At 41.7% G+C, this 16,733-nt stretch carries 12 protein-coding genes; 1 reads left to right on the plus strand and 11 read right to left on the minus strand.

Going from position 1 to position 16,733, the window contains the following annotated elements:
• Window positions 1–3 precede the first annotated feature (3 nt).
• The 8 genes from WH223_RS16930 to WH223_RS16965 form a co-directional block, all read right to left on the minus strand.
• Complete coding sequence (locus WH223_RS16930; protein WP_340048993.1) at window positions 4–1,326, minus strand: fasciclin domain-containing protein; 1,323 nt, start codon at window positions 1,324–1,326, stop codon at window positions 4–6.
• 23 nt (window positions 1,327–1,349) lie between these two features.
• A complete protein-coding gene (locus WH223_RS16935; protein ID WP_340048994.1) occupies window positions 1,350–2,408 on the minus strand; it encodes a fasciclin domain-containing protein in 1,059 nt (352 codons plus the stop codon).
• A gap of 2 nt (window positions 2,409–2,410) precedes the next feature.
• Entirely contained in the window at window positions 2,411–3,655 is a 1,245-nt protein-coding gene (locus WH223_RS16940; RefSeq protein WP_340048996.1) for a hypothetical protein, read from the minus strand.
• A gap of 8 nt (window positions 3,656–3,663) precedes the next feature.
• Window positions 3,664–5,460: a hypothetical protein gene (locus tag WH223_RS16945; protein ID WP_340048998.1), complete on the minus strand. Its 1,797-nt coding sequence runs from the start codon at window positions 5,458–5,460 to the stop codon at window positions 3,664–3,666.
• Between the two features lie 2 nt (window positions 5,461–5,462).
• The gene (locus tag WH223_RS16950) at window positions 5,463–8,657 is read right to left on the minus strand and encodes a TonB-dependent receptor (RefSeq protein ID WP_340049000.1); all 3,195 of its coding nucleotides are present in this window, start codon (window positions 8,655–8,657) and stop codon (window positions 5,463–5,465) included.
• Entirely contained in the window at window positions 8,647–8,967 is a 321-nt protein-coding gene (locus tag WH223_RS16955; protein ID WP_340049001.1) for an STN domain-containing protein, read from the minus strand. Before WH223_RS16955 ends, WH223_RS16950 begins: the two co-directional genes overlap by 11 nt.
• Window positions 8,968–9,098: 131 nt before the next feature.
• The gene (locus WH223_RS16960; RefSeq protein ID WP_340049003.1) at window positions 9,099–10,319 is read right to left on the minus strand and encodes a FecR family protein; all 1,221 of its coding nucleotides are present in this window, start codon (window positions 10,317–10,319) and stop codon (window positions 9,099–9,101) included.
• Window positions 10,320–10,787: 468 nt separating this feature from the next.
• Window positions 10,788–11,372 (minus strand): sigma-70 family RNA polymerase sigma factor, encoded by a 585-nt coding sequence (locus WH223_RS16965; protein ID WP_340049004.1) that lies wholly within the window; start codon window positions 11,370–11,372, stop codon window positions 10,788–10,790.
• Between the two features lie 234 nt (window positions 11,373–11,606).
• Here WH223_RS16965 and WH223_RS16970 point away from each other — a divergent pair, with 234 nt between their 5' ends.
• Window positions 11,607–11,939, plus strand: coding sequence for a DMT family transporter (locus WH223_RS16970; protein WP_340049005.1), 333 nt, complete (start codon window positions 11,607–11,609; stop codon window positions 11,937–11,939).
• A gap of 224 nt (window positions 11,940–12,163) precedes the next feature.
• On the opposite strand, the gene WH223_RS16975 is transcribed toward WH223_RS16970, so the two are convergent.
• The 3 genes from WH223_RS16975 to WH223_RS16985 are packed head-to-tail and all read right to left on the minus strand — an operon-like array spanning window position 12,164 to window position 16,722.
• Window positions 12,164–12,592, minus strand: coding sequence for a DUF2147 domain-containing protein (locus WH223_RS16975; RefSeq protein ID WP_340049006.1), 429 nt, complete (start codon window positions 12,590–12,592; stop codon window positions 12,164–12,166).
• Window positions 12,567–15,647, minus strand: a complete 3,081-nt coding sequence (locus tag WH223_RS16980; RefSeq protein WP_340049007.1) for an efflux RND transporter permease subunit — start codon at window positions 15,645–15,647, stop codon at window positions 12,567–12,569. The genes WH223_RS16975 and WH223_RS16980 overlap by 26 nt, the downstream gene beginning before the upstream one ends.
• 4 nt (window positions 15,648–15,651) lie before the next feature.
• On the minus strand, window positions 15,652–16,722 hold the full coding sequence (locus tag WH223_RS16985) for an efflux RND transporter periplasmic adaptor subunit (RefSeq protein WP_340049008.1): 1,071 nt from the start codon (window positions 16,720–16,722) through the stop codon (window positions 15,652–15,654).
• Between the last annotated feature and the right edge of the window lie 11 nt (window positions 16,723–16,733).

A 16,733-nucleotide genomic window follows, 5' to 3' on the forward strand; every position in this document is an offset into this window, starting at 1 on the left:
TTATTATTTCTTGTGCCACATACTAAAATCCTTGGGAACGATAATTCGGTCTACCACATGCACAGGTCCTTGGATGGTATTAATATCTTCCTCAATGATAGTTGCATTTTGGTCCTTACTATTGATATGTCCTACTTTAATCTTATCACCTGTTCGGTTAAAGCGATGCTCTGGGTACCTGTATATCCAATTTCCAGAGCCCGTGTAGGACTGAATCATGTAGTTGGACAAGATTTTATCATTGAGCATATTGGTGTAAAAATCGATAGCATTGATTTCTTGTCCTACTTGCACATTGTATGAATACTCAAGGTATTCATCATCAAAATCGGATCCTGCTCTAGGTCTTGCTGTTTGGTGGTAGCGCAATAAGCTATCTATAGGTGTCCTTTGGTCTTGATCATAATAGTAGGGCGTAGGTATGCGGCTGTTAAGGGATTCCAAATCAGCGGTGTTATTGATGCCTAAAGCTTGAAATGCAGCATCCGTGGGTGCAAATAGGGTGAAACGGATGATATGTCTAGGACGATCCGGACGTGAATGAAACCCTGAAGGGAAGTAATAATTCCAGTCCGTTAAATAGCGCATCGGTGGGAAAAAATTGACAAACCAATTCAGAGCCAACTCGTTTTCATATTCCACATTGTTGAGCTCCATCGCTTTAAGAAATAAGGAGAAACGACCATCTTTGACTAAGAAGTCATACATCTGATCTTCAGGAGCGATGAATACTTTGTCGACAAGGAAAGCCTTGCCTTGTGCCACATCCAATTCTTTGTCGACAGCAACAGGCTTACCATTGATGACAAGTTTACCATCTCTGGTATTTAACTGATGTCGATAGCCATATGGGACATCCCTAAATAGGGTACGATCCTTGAGCTCGCCTTCTAAATATTTAGGATGCTTGAGCAGGGTTGTGAAAATTAAATCTACTCCAGCTACTTTTAGCTGTTCTATACTGATATTGCCATTAAGCACGTGATAACGCAATACTTTTTGTAAGCTAGCTTTATCGGCAGTTTGTATTTTTGCAGCCGTAAAGCCTGCCGCTTCCATTGCCGTGTTGTTGGGAACAAGAAAGGTTGTTTTCGCTTGGCCAAGTTCTGTTATTACGATTGTTTCCATCTCCGCTTTTTGCCAAGCAGTCTTAAATAAACTGGCTTGCTCAGGGAGGGCTTCAATCAAACTTTTGTAAGCAGGAGCAGGGAGTTCTTCACCTACTGGTGGCGGCATGAATTCGGCCTTTTGACAGGAGCCAAGTCCTATTAATAGCAAAGAATATAAAGCCCAGCTTGTTATTTTTAAGTATGAAATACGTTTCATCTGTTTATCTTTAGTCGTGTTCTTTATTTGATTTTAGCTTCTGTAGGTAGGACAAGCAGGCTGGTGATACCATGAAGAACACCATTGTCTGCTTTATAATCCGTGCGGTAGTCCGGTTGGAAATTACTTTTTCTTATGGGGATATCCGTAGACCTAGGATTCTTTTCAATTATGAATGGCTCTTTAGGGGTAGCAGCAGAAATACCAAAATAATAGTCTTCATCACCAATAATGGGTACTTTGTAGAAAGGTGCACCATAGTAACCCGAACCATCTAGCTGGCCATAGATTACCATATCCGAAAGAAAGATATGGTTGTCTACCCAGTAGACACGCCACAGTCTTTTTTGATACACTTTAGGGTCTAGTTTGTTAATTTGTTCCAGCGTAAATCCTGCTTTTTCGAAGGCCTGATTATCGGGCGCAAAAACAGTTGTAAATCTCGGTTGCGCTAACCGTTCCCAATCGCCGACACGTTTTAATAAGGCTACAAAGTAGCTGTATTCAGGTCTGTGTGTTAGTACATCCTGTAATGTTTTGTCGTATTTCAGCACTTTATCAATGACATGCAAGACACCATTGGCTAGTGCTATATTTTGTGTAGCGTATACCGACTTGGAACCATTTACATATATCTCGGATAGTACATTACATGAGGTACAGGAGTTTGAAAATCTATAACCGATAAATACTTCCTTATCCACCATATTCATATACTTATTGTCTATTGTGTAATTGGGAATATCACGATTGTATAAACGTCTTGGCAAAATATGGTAAAGTAACATCGCACGTAAGCTATCTTGATTCATGCTAGAAAAATCACTAGCACGAACAATACCTAAGGCATTGAAAGCATTATTGTCTGGAGCAAATAGGGTATAGGGCCCTTCTTGTTTTAACAGATCCAGTAGGTTAGCTTGTTTTAGTGCAGCATGAAATAAGCTTAAGCTGTAGTTATTTGCTAAAAAATCTGCAGCATTGCTGTAGTTCTCACTTTCCTCATATATATCTAGGTCCTCATGTTTGCAGGAGCTAAGGAGAAAAACGAATAATAGGATATATATTATTTTATCTCTCATGGTTAGTAGATTGGTTGTGGGTATTTACGTTGTACTGTCATCAAAAAGACGTTACCATTGACGATTTCGATACTATTTACGACACCGAAAGTTTTAGGATTATAAATGCCGGAATGAACGTTAATAGTCAGTCCAGGGAAAAAACTATTACGCGGCTCTGCCGGTGCATATTGTCCATTGTCCATTTTTAGCCAAGCAAAGGTTCTATTAAAATCAGGTAGCCCTTTCCCCTCTGTTGGAGGCTCTGGATATTGGGTTGAGTTTTTAGGGTCAATTCCTAAAGCCGCAAATTGGAGAAATTGCCAGGTATTGGAATAGATTTTATTATTCGCTTTTGGGAAAATTGGAAAACTATAGTAAGGCGTTACTTTAGCATCTTTAGTGTTACGAATTACCGTCCCCGCAAACTGATAGCTAAAAGCAGGAATGCGCGTATGCGTCGTGATTCCTTTATTATCTGTGTTAGGCTCAATATGAGTCATGAATATATTCATAGAATCGCGTACACCATTTTTGAATTGTATACTTGTTTGAGGGACACTGTTTTTGAGCGCACTAGGTGCATCGGAGAAACCCTTCGAACTTAGGTTGTAGAAGTTTACATAGCTTAAGGTATCCGAAAAAGATTGCTTCTGGAAAGTCTCTTGACGCACATACAAACCATTCTCTTTCGTGTTGAAATCTCGCTGCAATATATGTAAGGTATATACTTCCTGCGAAGAGAGGTCAATGATAGTGTCTAAGAATACTTTACGTTGCTGTTCATCGGGCAATTTTGAAAAAGCGATGTCACTAATAGGGCGGGACATAAATAGAAAACGACGTTTACCAGCCGGTATTTGTGCCCAATTTGTTAGATCAAACCCATTGAGGATAGGCCCCGTTGGTACCAGTTCTTTACCCGGATATTCCGGATTGAATTTAGAGGTGCTTAGTCCAGCATGTGCCGCATTGGGTGCTGCATATATGTTTCTCTTATCCAAAAAGTCACCTACAGCTAGTCCGCTAATAGGTTTGCCAGAAGAATCAAATTGGGGATCAATAAACATGCAGAAGAAAGGCTGAGCTTCTTCTTTATTTGCTAAAGATAGCGTATACGTTAAGTTATTAAATACGCGTATATAGGCAGGGTCGTCGACCTTACGGAATTCCGTTTTGGTACAGCCGACCAAAGAAAGTGCTAAAAGCAAAAAGTAAACGATACGTTTTGTTTTAGGCAGGATTGTGGTTAAAATGTTTACGTTCATCGCTAATCCTATTTAGTATGTTTAATCAACATGAATTTGGCCTTCTCGGCATCATTTGTTTTTTCTAGGTCACCAATAATGGCTATAGAATATACGCCTGGCTCATGGGCAGGTACTTTACGGCCCACATTGGTGTAGAGTTTCTTGTTGGCAACCAGTTGGGAGCTTGATAGCGTGCTGATCTGTTTTAACCAATCGCCAGGCACTCGGTTAGGAGCAGAACTATAGGCCATAAATTGATAGAAACCATCTTGGTCTATAGCGGTATCGTACCATAGCGAGCTGTAAGGCGCAAAGGTGTTGAGGACGCCCAATGTCATATTGATGCCGCTTGTGTTTCCATTAGCTAGGTTTCCATAGGGCACGCCAGAACCATTGGTGATGGTCGTGTATGGAATTTGTGGACAAAAGTTCAAGAAACGGAAGAAGAATGGGTAGGCCGATTTAGTACGGTCGATGGTCGCATTGTTGCCTTGATCATCTTTACCCGTATAGATTGTACCTGCCAAATTGTTAGCAGCTAAGAGCATGTTGACTTTTTTATCCTTATCTTGATATAGCCAGGCGGTATAGTTCTGTCCGCTTTGTAGCTCTACTTCTTGAGATAGAATTTGTTGTCCGTTTGCACTTGTTATTTCTACAGTTTGCTTGCCTGCTACAACACGTGTATAGTCGGAAGCAGAGCCATAGGCGGTGATTGCCGTACTTTGTCCTTTCACTTTGAGGAGGGCCTGTTGGCCGATTACGGTATTGGCAAGCTGGATTTGACTATATGTTTGATTTAAAGGCTCACTGATATCAGTAATAATTTGAAAGCTATTTTGTAGCTCACTGATATCGTCTCGGCCAGTGCTCCATGTAAACATGGAAGGGTGCACCACAATGGTATAAATACCACCCGGTTGAAAAGTTTGCATTGGCGTATAGGTAAGCCCAGAAGTGGCGTTGGAGTTTATTCCTGTGCTCATCTCCATCGTTGATGTTTGTCGGTCGATAAGGCGGTAGTAAACTTGCCCTTTACCAGGAATCTGACGTCCATTGGCTGTCAGAACTTTAAATTGGTAGGTGCCGTAAGGCAGCTCTATGTATTCAGACCATTGATTGCTAGCAATACTTTTTGTGGCATCACTCACTGAAGTCCCATCGGCATAAGTTAAGCTTATGGCTCCCGATATATCTTCCATAGAACTATAGGAAAGAAGTTTCTTCGAAAAGTTGATAATACGTATTTTAAAGTGATCAGGACGTGATGGTGCAGCTACGGCACGCGGCACTTCCACAAACTTATCCGGACTCGTAACACGTCCTTCATGATTAAGTAGCAGGTAATAATCCTTAGGTTTGCTGTAATCGTCACGTAGGTTCAACTCCACTTCATACGATACGATAGGCCTATTCGGAATGGGTTCGAAAGTTGTCTTTAAATTAGCAATACCATCTGTCTTAAATAGGTTTTGTGGTACAAACCAGCTTAATCCTAAACGTCCGTCTTTCGGAAAATAATGTGTCCCCGGAGGAGTTAATTGCTCTGGTGGGATATAGCCATTAGTTTGTGGAGGAACGAAAAAGTTCGTTAAACTATCGCCATTCGCTATTAACTGATTGTTCTCTGAAAGATTGATTAAACGTACGGATGATGCTTTTTGTGCATCTTGATTAGGTCTATAATCATAGGTGTAATCTAAGTTTTCTCGCTTACAGGAGAGCACAAAAATTCCGCATAACACCAATAGTATCTCTATAAAAAGAACCACACTGATGGTTTTTTTATTTTTGTGTAGCCTATCTTCTTGTTGATGTCTCATGCTTATAAAATGTTATAGGTAAAACCAAACATAAATTCTGCTCCTCTTTGGTAGCTGCGGTTTAAATATTCGCGACCATACCATTTGCCCCCCGTGTTTGGATTAGCATATACGGTTTTGATAGCTGGGTTAAGGATATTTTTTGCATAACCTTTAAAGAGTATTCTTTTGTTCAGCCTTTGGCTGAATACCAAATCTAATACGGAGAAGGGACGTGTATATAAGTCAGGCTCTCCCGTAAGGTTAATCTGTACCAAGCGCTCGCCGACATTATTATAGGTTGCTGTGATATCTGTACCCCACTTTTTGTTGGTGTAGTTTAGCCAACCGTTGATGCTGTAAGGGGCTTGTTCAAATAGTGGACTGTTCGTTGGTGCATTTCGGTCAATAGACCAGTTGGCGGCCAATCGTTCTTCTGTTTTTTTGATGTTACTCTGTGCCAATAGTAAGTTGGAACCCAAAAAGAAGTTAGATGCAGGTTCCCATAGGAAGCCTAAGTTCTTAACCAATTCCAACTCAATACCATATACACGACCTCGGTTAGGGTCGTTTTGAAACTGGATGATAGGAAACTCCGGGAATTTTGCGGCTAATCCTTCCGTCTGTAGGCTGAATACTTTTACCAATTGGTTGTTTATTTCCTTGCCAAAAGCGGAGATGGCAATTACTTCGCCTGTGTTTGGAAACCATTCCCAACGGAAATCAAGGTTCTTGGTAGACTGGTTTTTCAGGTTTCTATTTCCGACAACCAAGCCCATTTGGAAAGCGTCAAATTCATATACATTGGTGATCTCACGTAGCTCAGGACGCGCTAGCGTCGTATTAAAAGCGACACGGAAATTCATGTTGTCATGTAGGCTATAGGTGGCATTGGCCGAGTAGAATGGTTTGTATCCTTGTTTGTAAACAGAGTTTGGATTTTGGGGATTTAGATTTACCGTTCCGTCAGCATTGGCGGCAGAAAGCGAAGGGTCTAAATATACATTTACAGTATCTACCGAAGATTGAATATTTGTATTCTCAAAACGTAGACCACCAGCAATTCTGAAATCGTCTGTTAGTTTTAAGTCCAACATCCCATAAAAAGCATTGGTCTCATAGAAACCTTTGTAGTTATTAGGCGACTTCTGGATATTATATAAAAAGCCACCAACGGGAAAATCACCTTCGCCAACGGCAGCATTAGGTGTTCTGATACCAATAACTTCATCACTTACTAATCGGTTTAAATTACCTTCGACATTGTATAGTGGGAGAGAGGAGAACTGCCCTGGTCCATGTTGTCCATAGCTGGTGAAGTTAGAGCCTGGTAAGAACAACACATTCTCTCCAAATTTACGCTCCCGATTAAGGTAGTTAAATCCGGTTTTAAACTCTTGCTTGAAGCCAAACAGTTGAAACGGGAAAGCTAGGTCACCTTTGTAATTATAGTTTGTCTCGTCCAAGTTTCTCCAGCGACGACCGTTTGGATCGGCTTGTATAATTCCGAAAGGACCAAAGCCATTTACATAACCCGAGGTTAAGGCATAAAAACGCTCCGTGTATACGTAATTTGAATTGCCAGCACCGGGAGTATGGCTAATGGTCGGTACGAGTATAGAACCACCATGGCGCGGTTTATAGTCTACCATATTCGCAAAACGGTAGTCAGGGTCATTTTGATTGGAGGTAGACGACGCTAAATTGTAACTTAATCGTGGTGAATATGCTCCTTTTAGCAACTTGTGCTCCCCTTGGAAATTAAAGGTGTGTAGCGTACGGAAGGTTTGTTTTAAGGAGTAGGTTGTACTATTTACTTCTCCAGGTAATCCAGCATAGTAGTAGCCACCACGTAGGTTAGTAGCCTTATTTTCGCCTCCCCAGCTTCCTAAATATTGAAAGCTTATCTCATGTCTAGGACTAAATCGGTAGGTCAAACCGGCTAATGTACCGTAGTTTAAAGTTTCTACACCTGTATTTTCTTTATAGGTTTGGTATTTTCCCATCACGATGTTATTCGTCGTCGTGTAGTTAGGGATTTTACGTTGACTGTATATGTAAGGGCTTCCTGTAACAATACCTTGATAGATGCTATACTGTGTAAGATTCCCATCGTAGATGTTTGTCGTTCGGCGGTAGTAATTTCCGCCTAAGATAACACCCAGTTTATGTTTGTTGAATAGTGTGTAGCTATTCCCAAAGGTTACTGAATAGAGTTGGTTTAAAGGGGCTTTTTTACCTTGTGTAGTCAACACCGGATCGAAACCTTGCATAATGGAATTGATGCGAGTTACTTCTTGGCGAACTTCCGGATTGTAGCCGCTCGAGGCAATCATCCGCTGAATGGAACCTAGTCCATCGGGATATTGCTTCGAGAGGTTTAGAAAGTCTTGGGATAAATTCTTTTTATTGATAGCAGATCCGAAAACACCCATCTCGCTGTTCCAAAAGCTGTTGTAATTGCCTCCAATACCAATATTGGAGTTGAAGCCCGTTTGTGCAATAACCTCAAATGTCATCTTTTCGGGTACAGATTTAGTCTTCAATTCCACAATACCTGATGCCGCATCTGCGGGCTTGTCGGGCGTTACTGTTTTATAAACAGTAATGTTATCTAGCAATGATGCAGGAACTAAATCTAAAGGAATGGCACTGCGGTCGGGATCGGAGGAAGCTAAACGTGCTCCATTCAACTGGCCAATAACCGAGCGATCACCCAAGCCCCGAACGGCCACATATTTGTCGTCTGTTATCGTTACTCCCGTTACGCGCTGTAGCGCTTGTGTGGTCGTGATGCTTCCTGTGCGTTCGATTAATTCGGCGGAGATGGCATCTTGAACGATGGCCGATTTGCGGCGTTCTTCCAATACGCTTGCTTCAGTATTGGCTTTCGTACGAGCCTGTACTTTTACTTCTAAAGCCTCAATAGTAGAGGCTGCTTGATGCATACGTATGGTTACAGGACGTTGACTTCCGTCGACACGAATCTCTTGTGTGCCTAAGCCCAGAAAAGTAAATACTAACGTTGCGCCACCAGCGGGCACAGGGATGGTGAACTGTCCGTTGCCATCTGTGGATGTGGAGGTTTGTGTGCCTTTGACACGGACGGAAACACCAGCAATAGCGCTGCCATTGCTAGCTTGGACGACTTGCCCTTTTATGGGTGTCGTTTGCTGCTCTCGAGTTCTTTCACTAGTCCGTGATGCTTCATCGGGCAAAATAAAAACTCGACTCCGCCTTAATGATATAGGTGAATGGCTGATTCAAGAAGCAAGCTTTTAATACTTGTTCAATGGTGGCAGCCTTCACGTTTACATTAACGGGTTGCGCATTTTTAAATACGTTCACATCATAAGAGAAATCATATTTTGTTTGCTTTCTGATTTCTTCTAAGACAACATGAATAGGACTGTTTTTAAGGTTCATTGTGACGCGCTGCGCATAGGTGCTCGCGCTGACCTGAACCAAAAAACAGGTTATGATGACCATGGTGATTTTCATAACACGCATGATTTGATAAAAATTCATACTTTTGTTAGCGTTAGTATTATTTGATTGTGTTTATCCAGCATTATCTTCAATAAGCTTAACATCTAGGCCAGAGGTGTTGCAGCACTTCTGGTCTTCTTGCTAAACTTTCATTTTTATAAATAGTAAGCTTAGTCTTTCACCGTCAACCTCCTTCCATTTAATACGATTTTTATTTTATTTTTATGTGTTGTTTCGATGATATCAATCAGGGTACTTATCGGCTTGGAGCGTGATAGCATCGCATTGAATCGTAGTTGCCCTAAATGTGGAGGACAGTCTACTTCTATATTGTACCAGCGTGCCACCTGACGTAGGGCACTATTTAAGTCATCACCACGGAAGATAAAATCGCCATTTTTCCACGCTAGCTGCTGTTCAATATCGGCACCTTCTACCCGCAATTGACTGCTCAGGGTAGCCTGCTGCCCAGGTTTAAGTAAAATAGTTTGTCCGTTGTTTAAAGCCGTAACCTTCACACTACCTTCTACTAAAGTTGTTCGTGTATAGTCTTCGTCTGTATAGGCATTAACATTAAATTGGGTGCCCAGTACTTGAATGCGTTGCTTTTCGGTATCTACTATAAAAGGAACATTCCCTTTACCCTGTGGCAATGATAGTTTTGCAACTTCAAAGTAGACTTCACCCGTCATCTTTACCTGTCGTAAATTCTCCTTAAACTGCACGGGGTAGGTGAGGGTGGAACCTGCATTTAGCCATGCTTTACTACCGTCAGGAAGGACAACGCTATATTGTCCGCCATGAGGAGTGCTAACACTATTGAAGGTGTTAGTCAAATCTTCAGTTGCTTGGCTGGCATATACAATCTCACCATCCTTTGTTTTCTTAATTTTTACACCTTCCTGATTTGCAATCTGACCGGTTGAGGCATCTGATAAGGATATCGTTTTTCCATTTGATAGCGTAAGAACCGCTTGGTCATCTCCTGGTGCAATAACCACCATTTGTTGTGCTATTTGTTCTTTCTGTTGTTGCTGAAGATACCATACTCCTGTTGCTAAAAAGGTGAAGCCAATGAAGATGGCCGCATAGCGTAACCATAGCTGTTTCCTAAAACTGCTTCTGTGGCTTATCATTTGGTTGCTATGCTGTGCATTCTGTATACGCTGTTGTAGTTTCTCTTGAAACGTAGCTACTTGCACATCATCTAGCGCTGTAGTTTCTGAAGATTGACCCCATAATGCTGTCGTTTCCGTTTCCATAATGCGCTGCAGTGTAGCACGATGGATAGGCTGATCCAGTAGATTAGTCAGTTTTTCTTTTTCTTCTATTGTACATTTTCCGTGGAGATATTTTCTCCATAAGTCATCGTTGACCTCTTGTTCCTCCATGAGTAATATGCTTACATCTATATAGGCGCAAGAATCTAGGTTTACCACCTATGGAAAATGAAAAAAAATAGAGTTTTTTGAAAAAAAGAATAGAATGTCGGTTTTTGGAGTGCTAAAGGAGGCTTCTACTAGTTGCAGAAACCTTTCCTTAATCTTCAGGTCGAACAAAGCGAAGCGTTGAGACGGGTATAGGAAGTAGCAGCGATGAAAAAAAAATTATCTAATTCCATATACGATTCCGCGGGGACGATTTTACAAATTGTTTATTGGCTATAAATATCTTACTCTCCGGGGAAATACAGCTATGTTTTAATCAGGTTAGTGTGTGTGTAAGATAATCAATCCAGCAGATTGACATATATATAGCTTAAGTGGATTTTAAGCATTCGACCCCAACGGGGTTATATTTATTAGGAAAGTATAGTTCTTGCTTTTATGAGGATAACCCTAAAGACGAGCCTAAGGAAATTAAAAAAAGAAGCAGCTAAGAAATGCGAAAGGTATAGAAACAAGTCCTTTGCGGAAGTGTTTTAGGGCGGAGCCGATATAATTTTCTATGGTATTGACCGATAGGTTGGTCTGTTGCGCTATTTCTTTATGGCTAAGGCCATATTCACGTCGTAGTACAAATACATGCTGTTGTTTAGGGCCTAAACCCGCTAATAGTTTATCGTATTGTTCTTCCCCCTCTTGAGACAATAGACCGTAGTCAGCCATACGTTGATCTAGTAGTTCATGGTCGCTATAATTCTCCTGTAAGGTTAGCTTATTTTTACTTTGCTTCCGATATTGGCTAATGACAGCGTTGCGCGCTGCACGATGGAGGTAGGCAGAAAGGTTTGTGCGTATTTGAACTACTTCTCGCTTTTGCCATAACCAAAATAGGATATCCAAGGATAATTCCTCCGCTAGGAAGTTATCTTTAAGGTATAGGTTACAGACGCTATACAGCTTAGGAGCATAGCGTGCGACCAGCTCATTGTAAGCTTTTAGATTATCATCTTGGCAGCAACTATCCCATAAAACAGTATCTGATGCGTTTTTGTAATCCATCCTTGGTTAAAATTGACGCTACTAAAGTCTTAAAGAGATATGTGGCTATTGTTTGGTCTATGTTACCTTTTTATTAAATCGCTATAAGTGTGGTTTTAAGATGCTTTAGGGGCTGATTCTAAAGTCCTTTTTTCACGTTTTCTGAAATAGTAGTCTTATTGTTTTTTCTGGAAGGCCTCACCTAGGGGCGAAAATATTACTTTCGCAGTGCATTCATTTTCGTATTTTTAGCCTATGAAACACTACTTATTTCTAGCGGCGGCGATCATTTTTGAGGTGATTGGTACTTCTTTTTTAAAGAAGACTGAACAGTTTACGAAGCTTGTTCCTTCTTTAATCTTTGTTATAGCGCTGGCTTCCTCTTTTTATATGTTGACATTTGCCTTAAAAGGTATTCCTATCGGGATTGCTTACGCCATTTGGTCGGCCGTAGGGATTGTCGTAATATCATTAGTTGGGTATTTGGTGTATAAAGAACCGCTAGATTTACCGGCTATTTTGGGTATTGGTTGTATCGTTGCTGGGGTGGTTATTATCAATTTATTTTCGAAAGCAAATGTGCATTAGTGCCATCAACTTAAAGAGGTGCAAGAATTGCTTCTATGCTGTGTTGATGATAAATTTTTGAAAGTAGTACGTTTCAGAAAATTTTCCAGAATGTAAGGAGATAAGCTATGTTACGGGATTTTAAACATTAAGCAGGAGCAAAGCCTATAGCTTACAACAAGAAGGCATAAGCGAAGAATATCATAAACAAGGGAGCCAATTGGCTCCCTTGTTTATGATGTATATTATTTTCGTAGAAATATAAGTGTTTTTCCAAAAGCAGGACTCCCGATGTAGCCACGCACTTCCAGTCTATCACCTTTTAGTGTCATTTGTCCACTGTATGATCTCCCTGATTTGGGATCGTAGATTTCACCGTTCACCCATTTACCGTCTTTAAATACAAAGTTGCTGAACAGCACCATATCTACCAAGGTGCGATCCCTAAGGTTGGCATCTTTATTATTGCGGTCTTTGCGCGGTGTTTTTCCATCAGCTTCGTTAGGTGATTTTAACCATACCAGCTTGGCGTAAAACTTACCTGCTTGCTCATACATTTCAATCTTGCCATCTTTTTCAGGATTTATCCATTGGCCATTTATGCTATTGGCCGATTGAGCTTTAGCAACAATAGTACAGCAAACGAAACTAAATAGTACTAAGAGATTCTTCATTTTTTACTTCGGGTTCAATATGTGGAGGTATTAATTTATAAACAACAGGCGTTACGATACGTGATAGAATAGTCGAGCTAATCAATCCACCAATCATGACGATGGCTAGTGGTGAAATCAATGGGTTTGACGACCATGCGATTGGCGTAAGTCCACCAATAGCCGTTAGCGAGGTCAATACGATAGGGAGAAAGCGTGTCTCGCCGGCCTTCTCAATAGCCTCGTTGAGCTCCATACCTTCTTTACGTAGGTGGTTGGTGAAGTCAACCAAAAGAATGGTGTTTTTCACTTCGATACCTGCTAGGGCAACAATACCAATAGTGGCTACGAAAGAAAGCGTGTTTCCCGTAACAAGAAGGGCCAAGACGGCACCAACAATACCTAGAGGAATCACCGATAGTACAATTAACGTACTCTTGAAGGTCTTAAACTCTAGGATTAGGACAGCAATAAATAGGAATACGGTAATCAAGATAATCGAGCCAAATCCGCCAAAAGCCGTTTCGCGACTTTCTACAGCACCGCCCATTTTATAACGGTAGCCTGCTGGTAGCTCAAGTTTATCCATTGCTTTAATGACATCTTGTATAACCTTATCATCGTTAAAACCTTTCTTAACAAAAGAATTCACGGCGACCATACGTTCCTTATCATAGCGGTACACATTGGATGGTGATGCCTCAAATTCTAGCGTCGCTAGCTGTGCCAAAGGGATGGCCGTACCTGCCACATTATTGACAAATAGATTCTCCAAAGATTTAATCTGTGGCGTTGGTCCACCAGGCGTGGTCACGATGATACTGTAGTCGTCATTGTCATGACGAGGGTCGGAGAAAGTACCCGCTTTGTAGCCTGATAAGGCTACACGAACGGCTTGGTCTATCGCTGTTGGCGAAACGCCCAGAGCCATCGCTTTCTCGCGATTGATCTGTACTTTTAAATCTGTCTTATTGTTTTTAATCGGATTGTTGATGTATTCAGCCCCCGCTGTATTGCTCAAAATAGCCTCTACTTTAGCCGCCAAGGTTTGTAGCGTATCCAAGTTTTCTCCAAATACACGTACTTCAACTGGCGATATGACAGGAACTCCTTGTTCGAAGTTGCGTACCTCCACTTTAGCACCAAGGAATGGGCTCCATTTTTTGCGAAGTTCCTCAATCAGGTGCATCTTATCTTTCGATTTAACATCATCCTGAAGCTGCACAAAGATGTCGGCACTGGATACATTTTCCGCCGTCTGCGGCATGTTGTAATAGATGCGTGGATTACCTTTTCCCACATTGCTGGTGAAATATTTAACCTCTTTTATCTGTGATAGATCTTTCTCCACCAGTCTTGTGATGCTATCCGTCGTGTTCAAGCTCCCTTGCAGTGGGCTGGATACGACCACCATAAATTGAGGCTTTTCGGATGGTGGAAATAAGCTGAAACCAATAACAGGAATTAACGTTAATGAACCTACAAAAACAGCTAAAGCAATCAGAATAGTGCGTTTCGGGTGTTTCAAAGCTTTATCTAAGAATACACCGTAGCTTTTATGAATGACATTTTGCATACCACGCAACAAGGCATTGCCGCCAGCATGTGCATGTGGTTTCAATAGTTTACTCGCTAAGAAAGGTACGATGAGTAAGGCTACAACCATAGATCCCAATACGGAGGTGATAACAGCTATCGGAAGACTACGGATAAAATCGCCCGACATTTCTGGCATGTATACTAAAGGTACAAAGGCAATGACAAGTGTCGCTGTACAGCCAACAACGGCCCACGCAATTTGCTCAGTACCTTTGATGGAAGCCTCGAGTCGTGTATAGCCCTCGCGCATCCAGCGTTCGATATTCTCGACGACGACAATACTATCATCAACCACCAAGCCCAAGGCAACGACGAAACCTACAATACTCAACTGGTTTAAAGAATAGCCTAGCGCGTTGACCGCAATAATCCCTAGGCCCAAAGATAGTGGGATGGCAATCATCACGACCGAAGAGGCACGTAGGCCTAAGGGTAGCAGCGTGATGAGTACGAGTGCAATAGCGATACCAAAGTCAAGGCCTAATCCGCTGATCCGTTTGTTAACATTCTGAGCCTGATCAAAGCTAACCACCAGATCTACATTTGGAGGTAGTTTCTTTTTAAAGGTTGCCAACGTTTCATTGTATTGTTCTTGCGTTTTCGCAATATTTAATCCTCCTTTTTGGGCAGCATTAACGAGTAAGCACTGGTAACTATTGAAACGCGTGATGTGGTTTTTCTCTCCAAAGGAAGGAAACACTTTAGCTACATCTTTAAGGAATATATTTTTACCATCAGCACTAGAAATAATGCTCTGCTGAATCTGATCTATACTTTGGTAGTTACCACTGGTTTTTACACTAAACGATTTCTCTCCAGCATTCAGTCGTCCGCCAGGAATATTTTGCGCATCACCCTGCACGACTTGTATAAGACGGCTCATCGGTATTTTTAATTCCGCGAGCTTAGCTTGATCGACTTCTATACGTACCTGCTGGTCGGCTAAACCTGATATTTTAACCTCTTTTAGGGCTTTTATTTTCTCTAAATCCTGCTTCAAATCATCAGCTACTTTTTTCATTGTGGCTTGAGAAGCATTTTCGGAGATCAGCGCTATTTGCAATACATTTACATTGGTAGGGTCAAATTTAAGAACCTCCATGCTGTATATGTTTTCGGGGAGCTCCGGACGAGCGCTGCTCATCTCGCGAATAATCTCTTGGTACTTATCGTCATAATCAGCACCATAGTCAAACTCCACAATGATGGAAGCAACGCTATTGTTGATGGTAGATTTAATATGTTTTACCTTGTCTAAAGCGTAGAAGCGTGCTTCTAGCGGTTTTACCACCAGCTGCTCCATATCTTTCGGGTTGGCACCCGGATAGACAACGACCACAGGGAAGTGGGCCGGTTTTGTTTCCGGATCCTCCGCACGAGGCATGTTTCGTAAAGTAGTGAAAGCTAATCCCAAGATCATGAGCAACATAATCAAGGTGAACTGATAGTTCTTGATTGGATATTTTATGAGTTGCATAGACCTATTTTTTAGGGGTAGACTTTACATGAATAGGAGAGCCGTCTACGAGGTAGGCACTTCCTGTTGCGATAATAGCTTTAACGTTTTCAAGTCCGCTTGACACAATGGCGTAGTCATTATCTACACGTGAAAGTTGCACTTTTACTTTCTTGGCTATCTTTCCATCTTCGGTAGCGAAGACAAAGCCCTCTGTACCGTTGCCATCGAGGATAGCACCGTAAGGGATGCTCCATTCACCCTTTTGGTTGGCTGCCTGCTGTAGCTGAATCGTTGACTTTCCGAAAATACCAGAAGCGAGCTTGCTATTTTTGTTTCTCAGTTTAAGGTAGATAGCAAATGTGCCGCTGCGAGGATCTAAACCTTGCGATTTTTTGTAGACAAAGGCCGCTAAGTTTTCATTGGGCAAGGCATCCGTTTGGATCGTCGCATTGTCACCCACTTGAATCTGCGTCCATTGGTTATCGCTGACACCCACTTTTAATATCCATTCCGTATCGGCAGCACCATTTACTTGTAGGATTGGTGTACCAGGACCGACAACTTGGCCTTCGTTGGCAAGTTTGGCAAGCACATAACCATTACTTGGCGCTACAATTTTACTATACTCCTGGTTAAAGGAAACCGATTTTTGGTCTTGTTTCGCTAACTCTAAGGCTGTTTTTGCATTTTGTACCTGCTCTAAAGTCGCTACGCTATCGAGGTATAGTCGATGTGCACGGTCGTAGTCGCGCTTAGCCTTTTCGATGGATAGGTTGACCTGTCCTGCTTTAGCATTGATTTCGGTCTCCTGAACACTCGCTAGCAGCTGTCCTTTACGAACCATATCTCCTTCTTTAACAAAAATACGCGCGATGACACCACCATTTTTAAAGCTTAGTACTGTTTCATCCTCCGTGGTAAATACGCCTGTAGCCTCAATACTACCATCCTGAAGTACCGGATTTAAGTTGAGCAAGGTAACAGGGATGGTGTCCATCCGATTTGGGGTATTTTGTTTTTCTTCCGTATGTCCACAGCTCGCCAGGGATAGTACCGTGCTGGCCAGTAGGGCTGTATATAAGGTTGTTTTCATGATGATTAATT

The organism is Sphingobacterium sp. MYb382 (assembly GCF_037572665.1).
In the GTDB taxonomy this organism is placed as follows: Bacteria; Bacteroidota; Bacteroidia; order Sphingobacteriales; family Sphingobacteriaceae; genus Sphingobacterium.